Origin of the sequence: Rhodococcus zopfii NBRC 100606 = JCM 9919, assembly GCF_001895025.1 — a bacterium.
In the GTDB taxonomy this organism is placed as follows: Bacteria; Actinomycetota; Actinomycetes; order Mycobacteriales; family Mycobacteriaceae; genus Rhodococcus; species Rhodococcus zopfii.
Genome location: NZ_BCXI01000010.1, coordinates 42,840 through 56,445, shown reverse-complemented (window position 1 = coordinate 56,445; position 13,606 = coordinate 42,840). Strand labels below are relative to the sequence as shown.

Sequence of the window (13,606 nt, the reverse complement as noted above, 5' to 3'; positions counted from 1 at the left end):
GGCGTCCGTGGCCGACGGACCGTTGATCGTCCAGTCCGACAAGACCTTGCTCCTGGAGGTCGATCACGAACTCGCCGACGCGGCACGCCAGGCGATCGCGCCGTTCGCCGAACTCGAACGCGCCCCCGAACACGTCCACACCTACCGGGTGACCCCGCTGGCGCTGTGGAACGCCCGCGCCGCGGGGCACGACGCCGAGCAGGTCGTCGATGCACTCGTCACCTATTCGCGGTTCGCGGTGCCGCAGCCGCTGCTGGTCGACGTCGTCGACACAATGGCCCGCTACGGGCGCCTGCAGCTGGCGAAGAATCCCGCGCACGGCCTGACGTTGGCGAGCACGGATCGCGCGGTGCTCGAGGAGGTGCTGCGCAACAAGAAGATCGCCCCGATGCTCGGCGCGCGCATCGACGACGACACCGTGGTGGTGCATCCGAGCGAGCGTGGCCGGCTCAAGCAGATGCTGCTGAAAATCGGCTGGCCGGCGGAGGACCTGGCAGGCTACGTCGACGGCGAGGCACATCCGATCACGCTCGATTTCGACTCCGACCCATGGCACCTGCGCGACTATCAGGAACTCGCCGCCGAATCGTTCTGGGCGGGCGGCTCCGGTGTGGTGGTGCTGCCGTGCGGTGCAGGCAAGACGATGGTCGGTGCCGCCGCGATGGCGAAGGCAGGCGCGACCACCCTGATCCTGGTGACCAACACCGTCGCCGGCCGCCAGTGGAAGCGCGAGCTGATCGCCCGCACCTCGCTGACCGAGGAGGAGATCGGTGAGTACTCGGGCGAGAAGAAAGAGATCCGCCCGGTCACCATCGCGACCTACCAGGTGATCACCCGCAAGTCGAAGGGCGAGTACCGCAACCTCGAGCTGTTCGATTCCCGCGACTGGGGCCTGATGATCTACGACGAGGTGCACCTGCTGCCGGCGCCGGTGTTCCGCATGACCGCCGATCTGCAGTCACGGCGTCGGCTCGGCCTCACCGCGACCCTCGTCCGCGAGGACGGCCGGGAGGGCGACGTGTTCTCGCTGATCGGCCCGAAGCGGTACGACGCGCCGTGGAAGGACATCGAGGCGCAGGGCTGGATCGCCCCGGCCGACTGCGTGGAGGTGCGGGTCACGCTCACCGACGCGGAACGGATGGCGTACGCGGTCGCCGAGCCGGAGGAACGATACAAGCTGTGCTCGACGGCCCGCACCAAGATCCCGGTGGTGAAGTCGATCCTCGCCAAACACGGCGACGCCCCCACCCTGATCATCGGCGCCTACATCGATCAGCTCGACGAGCTCGGTGAAGCCCTCGATGCACCGGTGATCAAGGGCTCGACGCGGACGAAGGAACGCGAGGCGCTGTTCGACCGGTTCCGCAACGGTGAACTGAAGGTTCTGGTGGTGTCGAAGGTCGCCAACTTCTCCATCGACCTGCCGGAGGCGTCGGTGGCGGTGCAGGTGTCCGGCACATTCGGGTCCCGGCAGGAGGAGGCGCAGCGCCTCGGCCGGCTGCTGCGTCCCAAGCAGGACGGCGGTCAGGCGCACTTCTACTCGGTGGTCTCCCGAGACACCCTCGACGCCGAGTACGCCGCGCACCGGCAGCGGTTCCTTGCCGAGCAGGGCTACGCGTACCGCATCACCGACGCCGACGACCTGCTCGGGCCGCCGATCGGCTGACGGTCTGTCCGGGGACCGGAACCCCTCCCATATGCTGGAGACGTGCGCCGATTCGAGTTCCCCGTCGACCTGCCCCACGCCAAGTCCGTGAACCAGACCCTCGCCGAGGTGCGAAGTCTGCGGCTCTCCGGGATCGTGGTTGCGCTGCTCTGCGCGGCAGGCGCCGCGTGGCTGCTCACGCTCGGCAAGCCCTGGGCGTACATCGTCGGCGCGGTCCTCGTCGTCGCGGCCGTCACGTCGGCGTGGGTTGCGTTGTGGGCGCCGCGGAAGGTCGGATCGGTACAGGATCTGTATCACGAGAGCCCGCTGGTGCCCGCCGTGGTCTCCGAGATCCGTCCGCGCGGATTGACGTTGCTGGCGCTGGTCGACATCGCCAAGCCCGGCACCACCGACCGCCGGTATGCGCTGGTCACCCGCAATGTGCAGGCGGTGCCCGGGCACCAGAAGCGCGTCGGCGAGCAGGTGCCGTGTGTAGCAGTGTTGTCCGACCGCACCACCCGCAACACCACCGGGTCGTGGCAGATGGTCAGCCCGATGCCGATCGCGTGGGGTACCCGGGATGCCAAGGTACTGCGCGATGCGACCGAGGCGATCGACGACGCCGAGTGGAAGTTGTTGAAGACCAAGGTCGGTCTGTCCGAGAAGGTCAGCGCGACGGACGACCACCGGCTGGTGCTCGATCGCGGCGATCTGCCGGGCGAACTGCGTTGACATGCACGTCAGGTCGTTGTCGGACGGGCGGGTCCATCTGACCGTGCCCGGCCCGCACGACGTCGACGCGATCACCGCCGCCTGCCGGGACCGGGAGATCGTGGCATGGACGACGGTGCCCGATCCGTACACCCGCGCCGACGCGGTGCGCTTCGTCGGGGACATGGTGCCCGCCGGGTGGGCGAACGCCGCGCCGACCTGGGCGATCCGCACCGACCCCGACGGCCCGCTACTCGGAGTCGTCGGCTTCCTGCACCACGAACGCACCGCGCCGGAGATCGGCTACTGGATCGCGCCGGGTGGGCGCGGCCGCGGTCTGGCCACGGCCGCGGTGGAGCTGGCGTGCGATTTCGCGTTCGCGCCGGGCGGGCTCGCCGCGTGGCGCATCGAGTGGCGGGCGTTCGCCGGGAACCGCGCGTCGGCGGCGGTCGCGCAGCGAATCGGCTTCCGGTTCGAGGGGACGCTGCGGCTCGGCAGCGTGCAGCGCGGTGTTCCGCGTGACACGTGGATCGCCGGTCTGCTGTCCGACGATCCACGTGGCCCGGTCGCCGGCTGGCCGACCTGACCCGCCGTCGGACGGCTGCGCGGCGATCCGGGCACCGTCAGGCCAGGTGCGGCAGCACCTCCTTCTCGAGCAGTTCGATGCCCGACGTGTCGTACGCCGCTTCCGGGAAGTAGAAGATCGCGTAGCCGAGGCCCTGCTTCTTCAGGGCCGTGAGATTCTCGACGATCTGTTCGGGGGTGCCGACGGCGGGCATCCCGCGGAACGCGTTGAGGGAGGCGTCGGCGGCGTCGGCGCCGACGAACGGTTCGAGCCGCGCCCGCAGGTTCTCGAGGCGCTCCTGCACCTCCGCTTCGGTGCGGCCGATGGCGACGTTGTAGTTCGCGGACCGGACGATCGCGTCGAAGTCGGTGCCCACGGCCGCGCAGTGCTCGCGCAGCAGACCCGACTTGTGCGCGAATCCCTCGGGTGTGCCGTCGAAGTTGGTGTACTGCGCGTACTTCGCGGCGATCTTCAGCGTGACTTTCTCGCCGCCGCCGGCGATCCACAGCGGAATACCGCCGTCCTGCAACGGAAGCGGACGGACGATCGCACCGTCGACCTGATAGTGCTTGCCCTGCAGGGTCGCCGAACCGGTGGTCCACGCCTGTCGGAAGATCTGCACGCCTTCGTCGAGGCGGGCGAGTCGCTCACCGGCGGAAGGGAATCCGTACCCATAGGCGCGCCACTCGTGTTCGTACCAGCCGCCGCCGATGCCCATCTCGATGCGCCCGCCGGAGATGATGTCGGCGGTTGCGGCGACCTTCGCGAGGTAGGCGGGATTGCGGTAGCTCATCGCGGTGCACATCTGACCGATGCGCACGCGCTCGGTGACGGCCGCGAACGCGGAGACGAGCGACCACGCCTCGTGCGTCGCCTCGTCCGTGGGCGCGGGCACCGTGTGGAAGTGGTCGTATACCCAGATCGATTCCCACGGGCCGTTGTCGGCGCGGACGGCGAGGTCGCGCATCACCTGCCACTGGTCGGCGGGATCGATGCCGACGAGGTCCAGTCGCCAGCCTTGGGGAACGAAAAGCCCGAAACGCATACATGTCCTATCTCGAAGGGATGTCGACGGCAGCCGGGTCGGTGACTACGTCCGAGGCACCCGTCGGTGCCGGTTGGAGCGTCCGACGCAGCCAGGGTGAGTATCGCGGAACGAAGCGGAACATGCAGGCCGCACCGGCCAGGGCGAGACCGCCGATGGTGACGGCCCCGGCGGCGAAGCCGGTTCATGCAGTGGCGGCGTCCGGTTCGGCGGCGGCGTGGCGGCTCACCGGCCGGTCCAGGCCGTAGTGGCCGCGGAGTGTCGTGGCGGTGTAGTCGGTGCGGGGCAACCCGCGCTCCTGCAGGGTCGGCACGACCTTGGTGGTGAAGTCCTCGAGTCCATCGGGCAGGTACGGCGGCATGACGTTGAAGCCGTCGGCGGCGCCTTGCTGGATCTGCACGTCGGCGGTCGCAGGATCAGCGGCAACACGTCGAACACTCTTACACGGCAACCCCCTCGGTGACGATGCGACTCCGGCAAGCGTGCAGTCCGGAGCCGACGCGCTCAACGTTTCTGCGCAGCATGATCCGAAGTTCCGGCTACGCACCCCCTAAGCTCGGTCCTCGATCGACGAGACAGGAGCACACGTGGACGGAATCGACGGCCCGGTCTGGAACCGACGGCGGTTCCTGGCCGGAATGACCGGGACCGCGGCGGCCTTGGTGGGGGTGACCTGCCTGTTCTCGACCGAGGCGACGGCACGGCCGGCAGCAGGTGCCCCGCCGGTCCGCGACACCATCGGCGGCATCCTCGCGTTCGTCGTCCCCGGCAACGACCCCTACTCGCGTCACCAGGGCATGTCCACCGATCGGGTCGGCGGCGCCACCGACGGTGCGATGGCATCGCTCGAGCACACCTTCGACCACGCGTCGCCGGTGCCGCTGCTGGGCCGTGCCGCCGGGAACCTGCCCGGCGCAGCCGCTGTCGCCGCCCTGGTCAACATGTATGCGGTCACCGTCGATGCGCGGTCGCTCGCCGGGCCGTTCGCGGCACCGTTCGCGAATCTGAGTCACACCGCGAAGGCCCGGGTCTTCGAATTGCTCGACACCGAGCCGCAATTCACCGGAACCATGCTCACCTACGTGGTCAACGCGATCCCCACGCTCGCCGCATTCGCCGCGTATTCGGAGGCGTCGGCGTTCGACCCCGGCCGCCGCGTCCTCATCGGCCGACCCGCCGGGTGGGAATTGACCCGCTACGCCGGTGTCGGCGACGGATGGGACGAGTTCGAGGGCTACTACCGAGACGTCGACCGGATCGAGGACTGAATCATGAGGGATGTGATCGTGATCGGTTCCGGCGGTGGCGGACCGGTCGTCGCGAAGGAACTGGCCGCTCGCGGACTGGACGTCCTCGTCGTCGAGGCCGGGCCGCGCTTCGCGGATCCGGAGAGCGAGTGGACGCATTTCGAGGACGACGCGAACAATCCGGTCACCGGTTTCCTCCGGCAGGGACCCGGCGACCGGTCGCGCACCCCGTGGCTGCGCGACCTTCCGCAGAACTCGTACGTGTGGCAGGTCGCGGGGGTCGGCGGTACGACCCTGCACTACTTCGGCAACTCGCCGCGCGCGGTACCCGGCGTGTTCGCCGGCTACGACGGCGCGGACCGGAACATGTACGACACGGACCACCTGTTCCCGTTCGGATACGGCGAGTTCCGCCGCTACTACGAGTGGGTCGAGGCGACCCTGCCGGTGCAGACCGCCCCGATGGGCACGAAGGAACGGATCTTCCTGCGCGGTGCGTCGGCGCTCGGACTGCCGCACCAGACGACACACGACACGACCGTCGCCTCGCACCGCGCGCAGCAGAACGCGGTCCTGCAGCCGGGCGGTACCGCCGGGCGCACCCGCGACCCGCACCGGCTGCGGCATCCCGAGGCGCAGGGTTGCACGATGTGCGGTCACTGCTATCAGGGCTGCTACCTGCCGGCGGGTGCACCCCGCAACCTCAAAGCGAAACGGTCGACGGACAACTCGTACGTCCCGATGATGCTCACCGCGGAGACGTGGTCGCCGCACGGGCGGGCCGCGACGCTGGTGACCGATGCGACGGTCACGAAGATCCTCGTCGAGGACGTACGCGGCGAGACGACCGCGCGCGGGGTGCGGTTCCGCAGCACCGGTGGGGAGGAACACGAGGAACGCGCGCAAGTCGTGGTGCTCGCGGCGGGCGCGGTCGAATCACCGCGGCTGTGGCTGGCGTCGGAGTTGCCGAACCCGAACGACTGGGTGGGTCGTGGCCTGACGGACCACCACATGGACGCGGTGTTCGGGGTGTTCGAGGAGGACACCGGTCAGACCCGGGGCGCCGGATCGAATGCGCGCGTCGACCTGCCCGGTTACGGCGGTATCGAACAGGTCGGGATGCCCCCGGCGTTGCAGGCGTATTCGCTGGCGTTCAGCGACTCCGGCATCCACGGTTACGGCCGGGCGGGCGGTGTCGTCGACGACGCCGGGGCCGACAGTCTCGGCCGGCTGGTGGGCCGCGATCTGCTGGGCACGCTCGACGACGCGAACCGGACCTTGGCGGCGCTGGTGATCACCGACGACGACGTCGAGCCCGGCAATCGGGTCACACGCTCGACGATGCTCTTGCCGGACGAGGGTGGACTGGCACCGAAGGTGACGATCCGGCACCGGCAGCGGTCCGAACGCACGCGGCGAAACCGGGAGTACTGCACCCGCAAGGCCGTCGAACTGATGCGGGCCGCGGGCGCGAAATCCGTGCACCGCTGCGACTGGCCGCCGTTGATCCTGCACGCGCAGTCCAGCATGCGGATGGGGACGAGCGAGGACGATTCGGTGCTCGACGCCACCGGCGAGGCCAGATGGGTGAAAAGGCTTTTCATCGCGGACAATTCGGCACTCGCCAACGCACTGGGCGGGCCCAATCCGACGTTGACGACGCAGGCGCTCGCGACCCGCACGTCCGAGGCGATCTTCCGCGGCTACTTCGGCGGCGACGCGTGGGTCGGGCGCGAGGACCCGGTGTCCTCCATCGACGACCGCGTCACCGCGGCGGTGATCGCACAGGGGCTGTGACCGCGCGGGGGTTGTGACCGCGGGCGGTGGCGGCGTGCGGTCACATCTCGACCGTGTCGGCCGCGGCTACTTCTCGGCGACGATCTGGATGAGGTTGCCGCAGGTGTCGTCGAAGACGGCGACGACCGCGGTGCCGATGTCCGTGGGCGGCATCGTGAACTCGACCCCCTTGGCGGCGAGCCGGGCATGCTCGGTTGCCACGTCGTCGACGGCGAACTGCGCCAACGGAATTCCGTCCTCGCGCAGTGCATCCCGATACGGCTTGACCGCCGGGTGCCCGGCCGGCTCGAGCAGCAACTGCGGTCCGTCGGGCGCGTCGGGCGAGACGACGGTGAGCCACGCGGCGTCACCGATCGGAATGTCGTGGTGCTTCACGAAACCGAGCACGTCGGTGTAGAAGGCGAGGGCGGCTCGCTGGTCGTCGACGAACACGCTCGTCAGGTTGATCCTCATCGGTCTGTCCTTTCGCTGGTGGGCCACCGCTCGGTGATCTGGGCGAGCGGACCGGGGTCGAAGTAGTGGAATTTGGATCGGCCGCGGCGCTCCGTGACGACCAGCCCGGCGGCCTCGAGCACCGCGAGATGCTGCGAGATCGCCTGGCGCGTGAGGCCGAGACCGTGACGCATGGCGAGCACGGAACAGATCTCGAACAGCGTGCGACCGTCGCCGGCCGCGAGTTCGTCCAGGATGATGCGTCGCGTCCGGTCGTCGAGCGCGTGGAAGACGTCGGCCACGAACCCACTATAGGCAAGTGACTGCTTGCCTATCAAGGACGGCGCCCCCACCCACCATGCGACCGGGCGTCGTACCATCGGACGCATGCGCGCTGCGTCGCTCGTCGATTCGTTCGAGGAACACCGGCCCCACCTGCTGTCGGTCGCATACCGACTCACCGGGAGCGTCGCCGACGCCGAGGACGCCGTCCAGGATGCCTGGCTACGCCTGGACGGTGCAGATTCCGACCGCATCGACGACCTGCGGGCATGGTTGACCACCGTGGTCGGCCGCTTGTGCCTGGACCGGCTGCGGTCCGCGGCGGTCCGGCGGGAACAGTACGTCGGTCAGTGGCTGCCCGAACCGATCGTCACCCCGCTGTCCGGGGCGGCACCCCCGGATCCGCTCGAGCAGGTCGTGCAGTTCGAGGACAACCGCCTCGCCGCGCTGGTCGTGCTCGACACCCTCACTCCCGCACAGCGGGTCGCGTTCGTGCTGCACGACGCGTTCGCCGTGCCGTTCGGCGAGATCGCCGACATCCTCGGGACGGAAACCGCCACGGCTCGGCAACTCGCGTCCCGCGCGCGGCGCATCGCGGGCGCCACGCCCCCGCCGGTCACCGACGGCGAGCACAACGCCGCCGTGCAACGGCTTATGGAGGCGATTGCGACGGGCAACCTCGACGCGGTCGTCGCGGCACTACATCCCGACGCCCGGATGATCGGCGACGCGAACGGCACCACCCGCACCGCCGTCAACGTCATCGTCGGACCGGACAAGGCCGCTCGGTTCTTCCTCGGTCTCGTCGCCAAATACGGCGAGCAGTCCCTGCTCCACTTCACGCCGGCACTGGTCAACGGGCAACTCGGATTCGTCAACAGCGGCTCCCCCGGTGACGCCACGCACCAGGGATTCCCCGGCCGCATCCTGGCGTGCACCGTCGTCGACGGGTCCGTGTGGGCGGCCTACGACATGGCGAACCCCGACAAGCTGCGACGCGTCAAGGTCCCGTCCCCGTGGACGACCGACTCCGAGAGGAAGTGAAGTGGATCAACGCCTGAGCTTCGTGACCCTGGCCGTAGCCGACGTCGCCCGCAGCCGCGCGTTCTACGTCGACGGGCTCGGCTGGACACCGACCGTCGACATCGCGGGCGACGTGCTGATGTTCCGGGTCGGCGAGCACATCGTGCTGTCCCTGTGGGATCGAGCGGCGTTCGAAGCCGAGGTCGGCGGGCCGATCTCGAGCGGTGGTATCGCACCGGTGACCCTCGCGCACAACGTCGCGACACGCGACGAGGTCGACGACGTGCTCGCCGCGGCCCGTACTGCCGGCGCCGGGAGGGTCACCGGCGGCACGGACCGCGAATGGGGCGGCTACACGGGCTACTTCGCCGACCCCGACGGGTTCTTCTGGGAGGTCGCCTGGAATCCGGGGCCGGTCGGGGAACTCGTGCTGCCCTGACCGGACACCGCGTCGGCCCACGGGACGCGGCACGCGTCGGTGCTGAAACCCTGGTCCTGAATATCCAGCGCCGAGTTCATGCGGGCCCGCATGTTCTCCAACGCGACCTGATAGGTCAGCTCGACCAGTCCGGCCCGTCCGAAACGACGCTCGAGGTCGGCGACCTGCTCGTCGGTGACATCGTCACGGACATTGCCGGTCATCGCGTCCGCGTATTCGATGGCGGCACGCTCGTCGTCGCTGTACAGGTCCGAGGTCTTGTAGTCGGCGATGTGTTCGAGCCGCTCGGTGTCGAGGCCGTCCAGGCGCTGCAGCATCGTCCCGAAGTCGACGCACCACGAGCATCCGATGTTCCAGGCCGTGCGATACACGGCGATCTCCCGCACGTTCTTCGGCAGCACCTTCGACGCACGCTGCGCGAGCATCTCGTGCACGGCGTTGCTGCGCATCAGGCCCGGGTGGTGGGCGAGCACCGTGAACGGCTCGGGCACCTCCCCGAACATGCGCGCCGCCATCTTGTACGCGACCTTGGTCGCGGGGCCGGCCTGGTCGGGGGTCACCACGGGAATGCGAGCCATGATCGTCTCCGTTCGTCACCGGCCCCGTGCGGGCCGCTCACTCCCTTGGACGAGGTAGCGTTCCCGAACGTGACACCCACTGCCCGACCGAACTCACCGCGCCCCCGCTACGCTGGCGAAATGGCAGAAGCGACGTCACCACGACCGGTCCGCACGGTCACGCGGCTCCGGCCGTTCGCGTCCACGATCTTCGCCGAGATGACGGCCCTGGCCGTGCAGCACGACGCGGTGAACCTCGGCCAGGGCTTCCCCGACACCGACGGTCCCGCGGCGATGCTCGAGGTTGCCCGCCAAGCCATCGCGGACGGCGTCAACCAGTACCCGCCCGGTCCGGGCATGCCGGAGCTGCGCCACGCGATCACTGCCGATCGCGCCGCACGGTACGGACTCGAATACGACCCCGACAGCGAGGTGCTGGTCACCGTCGGTGCAACCGAGGCGATCAGCGCCGCGATCCTCGGACTCGTGGAACCCGGTGACGAGGTGCTGCTCACCGAGCCGTACTACGACTCGTACGCCGCATCGGTGGCGCTGGCGGGCGCGACCCGGCGCGCGGTCCCCCTGGAACGTTCCGGGTCGGGTTTCGTGCTCGACGTCGACGCGCTGCGCGCCGCGGTCACCGGCCGCACCCGCATGCTGGTCGTCAACACCCCCCACAATCCGACGGGCACCGTATACGACGAGGCGACGCTGACCGCGGTCGCCGAACTCGCGTGCGAACGAGACCTGCTGGTGCTGTCCGACGAGGTGTACGAGCACCTGGTGTTCGACGGTCGCCGCCACATACCGCTGGCATCGCTGCCCGGCATGGCCGAACGCACCGTCACCGTGTCGAGCGCGGCGAAGATGTTCAACGTGACCGGCTGGAAGATCGGCTGGGCGCTCGGCCCGCGCAAGCTGATCGACGGGGTGCGCGCCGCCAAACAGTTCATGTCGTTCGTCGCCGGGGCACCGTTCCAGCCGGCGGTCGCGTATGCGCTGAACCACGAGCAAGCCTGGGTCGCCGCGCAGCGCGACGACCTACAACGCCGACGCGACCTGCTGTCCGGGGCACTGACCGACGCAGGTTTCGGTGTACTCGACTCGGCGGGAACATATTTCGTGTGCGCGGACGTCACACCGATCGGCGTGACCGACGCCATCGAGTTCTGTCGCAGCCTGCCCGAGCGGATCGGTGTCGCGGCGGTGCCGGTGAGTGTGTTCGCCGATGATCCCGAGCGGTGGAATCATCTCGTGCGGTTTGCGTTCTGCAAGCGCGACGAGGTTCTCGCCGAAGGTGTCCGACGGTTGCAGACCCTACGGGAGGCGCGCTGACGTGTCGGCACCCACGATTCCGTCCGATTTCGTGAGCCGGGCGGTCCAGCTCGCGGCCGCCGAAGGAGTCGATCTCGCACCGGCGCTGGATGCGGCGCGGATCAGCCGGGCGGTGCTCGCACAGCCGCACGCGCGGCTCACACCCGAGCAAGTCAGCCGGTTCACCCAGGTGACGTGGCAGATCACGGACGACGAACTGTTCGGTCTCGGCGAGGGACCGGTTCCGCGCGGATCCTTCCGGGTGATGTGCCTGACTCTGATCCACTGCCCCGACCTGGCGCACGCATTGACCCGCATGATCGAGGTCAACCGCGTCATGCGGACCCTGCCCGCCCTGACGCTGACGCCCGGTGCGGAAACGACTTTTCTGGATGTGGCGCTCCCCGACGTGGTGACCGAGAAGACCCGGGTCACCGTCGATTTCCTCCTGATGCTGCTGCACCGCTTCGCCGCGTGGCTGGTCGGCGGGCGGGTACGTCTGGAGTCGGTGGTGCTGCCCTACCCGCAGCCGGACCCGGTCCTCGCCCGCAGTTACGACGCGATCTTCGGGGTTCCCGTCACGTTCGGCGCCGACCGCGCGGCCCTCGAGATCGACAATTCCGCGCTGCGGTCGCCGCTCGTGCAGTCCGAGAGCACCCTCGAGGAGTACCTCCGCGAATCGCCGAATCTCATGTTGTCCGAACGTGATTACGAGTCGACCGCGTCCGCTCAGGTCCGTCGAATCTTCGAGTCGGGCATCAAGGGGCGCACCGCCAGCGCGGAGGACATCGCCGACATGCTGTCGGTGAGCGCTCCGCACCTGCGTCGCCTGCTGCGCCAGGAAGGCACGTCCCTCGGTCAGCTGCGTGAGGAGGTACTGCGCGACGCGGCGATCGCCGGCCTGCGCCGCGGTGAATCGGTGGACGACCTGTCCGCGCGGCTCGGGTTCTCCGAACCGAGCGCGTTCCGGCGTGCATTCAAACGGTGGACCGGGTCCACGCCGCGCAGCTTCCGGTGAACCGCCGGCCGGGCCACATCCGGGTCAGGCCACGCAGAATTCGTTCCCTTCCGGATCGGTCATCGTGACCCACTCGTATGGGCCCTGACTCTCCCGGTACAGGACGGTCGCGCCGGCGGCGACGAGCTTGTCGATGAGCGCATCTCGGTCGTCGCCGGCCCGAATGTCGAAGTGCATCCGGTTCTTCACCGTCTTGCCCTCCGGCACGAGCTGGAACAGCACGCGCGGCCGGGCCGGTGTGTCCGGATCGGAGATCGCGGCACCGATCTTCCACACCAGGGTGCCCTCGAAGATCTCGGTGTCGTCCTCGCTGGCATGGCCGGCGGCGATGAGACCGCGGATGAAGTTCTCGTCGCTCGGCTCGACCCGCCACCCCAGCGCGTCCGCCCACCATTTGGCCTGCGTGTGCGGGGTGTTCGAATCGACCGTCACCTGAAATTCGTATCCCATGGGGTGACGGTACTGCCCGCCACCGACAGATCAGGGACGGACGAGGATCCGGATCGGGTTGCCGACGTGGTTGTGCAGCTTCTCGATCCCCTCGGCAACGTTCTCGAGCGGCACGATCTCGCTGATCGAACGGGACAGGTCGAGCCTGCCACGCGAGACGAGCTCGGCGAGGACCTCGATGTCGATGTTCTTGTAACCCAGATGCCCGAGGACCTGCTTCTGCGACAACCCGAAGGTCGCGGTGGGGCCGAGGGACGCTTCCTGGCCGCTCAGCCCGACGACGACAACCCGTCCGCCCCGGCGCACCGCGCCCAGCGCCTGATCGAACGTGACCTTCAGCCCTGCGGAGTCGAACGCGACGTCGAGGCCCTTGCCGTTCGTCGCCTCCGCGATCTTGGCCGGGAGCTCGGGGTCGCGGGTGTCGAAGGCGTAGTCGGCGCCGAGTTCGAGAGCCCGGTCGAGGACGACGGGATCGATGTCCAGGGCGATCACCGGGACGGCGCCGACGAGCCGTGCCAGCTGCACGATGTGGGTACCGACCCCGCCGACGCCCCACACGCCCACCGCTTCGCCGACCCGGACCTGACCGGTCCGCACCACCGCTCCGTAGGGAGTCGAGACGGCATCGGCGAGAATCGCCGCCTGTTCGAACGAGACATTGTCGGGGATGCGGGTCAGGCCGCCGGCCTGCGCGACCGTGTACTCCGCCCACGCACCGTCGTAGGCGAACGCCATCAGCTGGATGTTCTCGCAGTTCGTCAGATCGCCGCGCCGGCAACTGCGGCACTGGAAGCACGGGCGCCCGGCGGACGGGATCACACGATCGCCGACCTGCCATCCGGTGACTCCCGCGCCGAGCGCGGCGATGGCGCCGGACGCTTCGTGCCCCTGCGTGACGACGGGCAGCATCGCCGGGAAGGTACCGTCGAGCAGACTCAGATCGGAATGGCAGATGCCGCAGAACTCGACCTTGACGAGCACTTCCCCGGGACCCGGAGCGGGAATCGGGACATCTTCCAGCACATTGGTTTTGATATCGGCGTGAAAGCGTGCTGCGCGCATCGTCTCGGTCATCGTCCCT

At 69.0% G+C, this 13,606-nt stretch carries 15 protein-coding genes and 1 pseudogene; 9 read left to right on the top strand and 7 right to left on the bottom strand.

Annotation, left to right across the window (positions count from 1 at the left end; all coding sequences use genetic code 11):
- Positions 1-7 precede the first annotated feature (7 nt).
- Genes RZ1_RS06630 through RZ1_RS06620 form a run of 3 tightly spaced genes read left to right on the top strand, consistent with a single transcriptional unit; the run spans position 8 to position 2,942 of the window.
- A complete protein-coding gene (locus RZ1_RS06630; protein ID WP_072810324.1) occupies positions 8-1,666 on the top strand; it encodes a DNA repair helicase XPB in 1,659 nt (552 codons plus the stop codon).
- A gap of 42 nt (positions 1,667-1,708) precedes the next feature.
- The gene (locus tag RZ1_RS06625) at positions 1,709-2,377 is read left to right on the top strand and encodes a DUF3239 domain-containing protein (protein ID WP_072810322.1); all 669 of its coding nucleotides are present in this window, start codon (positions 1,709-1,711) and stop codon (positions 2,375-2,377) included.
- A 1-nt stretch (position 2,378) separates the two neighbouring features.
- A complete protein-coding gene (locus tag RZ1_RS06620; RefSeq protein ID WP_072810320.1) occupies positions 2,379-2,942 on the top strand; it encodes a GNAT family N-acetyltransferase in 564 nt (187 codons plus the stop codon).
- Between the two features lie 37 nt (positions 2,943-2,979).
- On the opposite strand, the gene RZ1_RS06615 is transcribed toward RZ1_RS06620, so the two are convergent.
- Both RZ1_RS06615 and RZ1_RS06610 read right to left on the bottom strand, forming a co-directional pair.
- Complete coding sequence (locus tag RZ1_RS06615) at positions 2,980-3,966, bottom strand: LLM class F420-dependent oxidoreductase (protein ID WP_072810319.1); 987 nt, start codon at positions 3,964-3,966, stop codon at positions 2,980-2,982.
- A gap of 184 nt (positions 3,967-4,150) precedes the next feature.
- Positions 4,151-4,357 (bottom strand): annotated as a pseudogene (locus tag RZ1_RS06610) (LLM class flavin-dependent oxidoreductase); the annotation flags it as partial.
- A 196-nt stretch (positions 4,358-4,553) separates the two neighbouring features.
- On the opposite strand from RZ1_RS06610, the gene RZ1_RS06605 reads away from it, so the two are divergent.
- Both RZ1_RS06605 and RZ1_RS06600 read left to right on the top strand, forming a co-directional pair.
- Positions 4,554-5,234, top strand: a complete 681-nt coding sequence (locus RZ1_RS06605) for a hypothetical protein (protein ID WP_238071857.1) — start codon at positions 4,554-4,556, stop codon at positions 5,232-5,234.
- Positions 5,235-5,237: 3 nt separating this feature from the next.
- A complete protein-coding gene (locus tag RZ1_RS06600; RefSeq protein WP_072810317.1) occupies positions 5,238-7,010 on the top strand; it encodes a GMC family oxidoreductase N-terminal domain-containing protein in 1,773 nt (590 codons plus the stop codon).
- A 66-nt stretch (positions 7,011-7,076) separates the two neighbouring features.
- Here RZ1_RS06600 and RZ1_RS06595 read toward each other — a convergent pair whose 3' ends face one another.
- The gene (locus RZ1_RS06595; protein ID WP_072810316.1) at positions 7,077-7,463 is read right to left on the bottom strand and encodes a VOC family protein; all 387 of its coding nucleotides are present in this window, start codon (positions 7,461-7,463) and stop codon (positions 7,077-7,079) included.
- The gene (locus tag RZ1_RS06590) at positions 7,460-7,744 is read right to left on the bottom strand and encodes an ArsR/SmtB family transcription factor (protein WP_072810314.1); all 285 of its coding nucleotides are present in this window, start codon (positions 7,742-7,744) and stop codon (positions 7,460-7,462) included. Before RZ1_RS06590 ends, RZ1_RS06595 begins: the two co-directional genes overlap by 4 nt.
- 85 nt (positions 7,745-7,829) lie before the next feature.
- Here RZ1_RS06590 and RZ1_RS06585 point away from each other — a divergent pair, with 85 nt between their 5' ends.
- The gene (locus RZ1_RS06585; protein ID WP_072810312.1) at positions 7,830-8,768 is read left to right on the top strand and encodes a sigma-70 family RNA polymerase sigma factor; all 939 of its coding nucleotides are present in this window, start codon (positions 7,830-7,832) and stop codon (positions 8,766-8,768) included.
- A gap of 1 nt (position 8,769) precedes the next feature.
- Entirely contained in the window at positions 8,770-9,186 is a 417-nt protein-coding gene (locus RZ1_RS06580; protein ID WP_072810310.1) for a VOC family protein, read from the top strand.
- Here the strand turns inward: RZ1_RS06580 and RZ1_RS06575 are convergent.
- Positions 9,108-9,764 (bottom strand): carboxymuconolactone decarboxylase family protein, encoded by a 657-nt coding sequence (locus RZ1_RS06575; RefSeq protein ID WP_139281783.1) that lies wholly within the window; start codon positions 9,762-9,764, stop codon positions 9,108-9,110. The genes RZ1_RS06580 and RZ1_RS06575 overlap by 79 nt on opposite strands.
- 120 nt (positions 9,765-9,884) lie before the next feature.
- Here RZ1_RS06575 and RZ1_RS06570 point away from each other — a divergent pair, with 120 nt between their 5' ends.
- Both RZ1_RS06570 and RZ1_RS06565 read left to right on the top strand, forming a co-directional pair.
- Complete coding sequence (locus tag RZ1_RS06570; protein WP_072810308.1) at positions 9,885-11,078, top strand: pyridoxal phosphate-dependent aminotransferase; 1,194 nt, start codon at positions 9,885-9,887, stop codon at positions 11,076-11,078.
- 1 nt (position 11,079) lies between these two features.
- On the top strand, positions 11,080-12,075 hold the full coding sequence (locus RZ1_RS06565) for an AraC family transcriptional regulator (RefSeq protein ID WP_072810306.1): 996 nt from the start codon (positions 11,080-11,082) through the stop codon (positions 12,073-12,075).
- A 24-nt stretch (positions 12,076-12,099) separates the two neighbouring features.
- On the opposite strand, the gene RZ1_RS06560 is transcribed toward RZ1_RS06565, so the two are convergent.
- Both RZ1_RS06560 and RZ1_RS06555 read right to left on the bottom strand, forming a co-directional pair.
- Positions 12,100-12,525: a VOC family protein gene (locus RZ1_RS06560; RefSeq protein WP_072810304.1), complete on the bottom strand. Its 426-nt coding sequence runs from the start codon at positions 12,523-12,525 to the stop codon at positions 12,100-12,102.
- 30 nt (positions 12,526-12,555) lie between these two features.
- Positions 12,556-13,599 (bottom strand): zinc-binding dehydrogenase, encoded by a 1,044-nt coding sequence (locus tag RZ1_RS06555; protein ID WP_072810302.1) that lies wholly within the window; start codon positions 13,597-13,599, stop codon positions 12,556-12,558.
- Between the last annotated feature and the right edge of the window lie 7 nt (positions 13,600-13,606).

Coding starts and splice junctions, on each gene's coding strand:
- RZ1_RS06575 (WP_139281783.1), bottom strand. CDS start 9,764: ATGGCTCGCATTCCCGTGGTGACCCCCGACCAGGCCGGCCCCGCGACC.
- RZ1_RS06615 (WP_072810319.1), bottom strand. CDS start 3,966: ATGCGTTTCGGGCTTTTCGTTCCCCAAGGCTGGCGACTGGACCTCGTC.
- RZ1_RS06595 (WP_072810316.1), bottom strand. CDS start 7,463: ATGAGGATCAACCTGACGAGCGTGTTCGTCGACGACCAGCGAGCCGCC.
- RZ1_RS06570 (WP_072810308.1), top strand. CDS start 9,885: ATGGCAGAAGCGACGTCACCACGACCGGTCCGCACGGTCACGCGGCTC.
- RZ1_RS06600 (WP_072810317.1), top strand. CDS start 5,238: ATGAGGGATGTGATCGTGATCGGTTCCGGCGGTGGCGGACCGGTCGTC.
- RZ1_RS06560 (WP_072810304.1), bottom strand. CDS start 12,525: ATGGGATACGAATTTCAGGTGACGGTCGATTCGAACACCCCGCACACG.
- RZ1_RS06620 (WP_072810320.1), top strand. CDS start 2,379: ATGCACGTCAGGTCGTTGTCGGACGGGCGGGTCCATCTGACCGTGCCC.
- RZ1_RS06585 (WP_072810312.1), top strand. CDS start 7,830: ATGCGCGCTGCGTCGCTCGTCGATTCGTTCGAGGAACACCGGCCCCAC.
- RZ1_RS06555 (WP_072810302.1), bottom strand. CDS start 13,599: ATGACCGAGACGATGCGCGCAGCACGCTTTCACGCCGATATCAAAACC.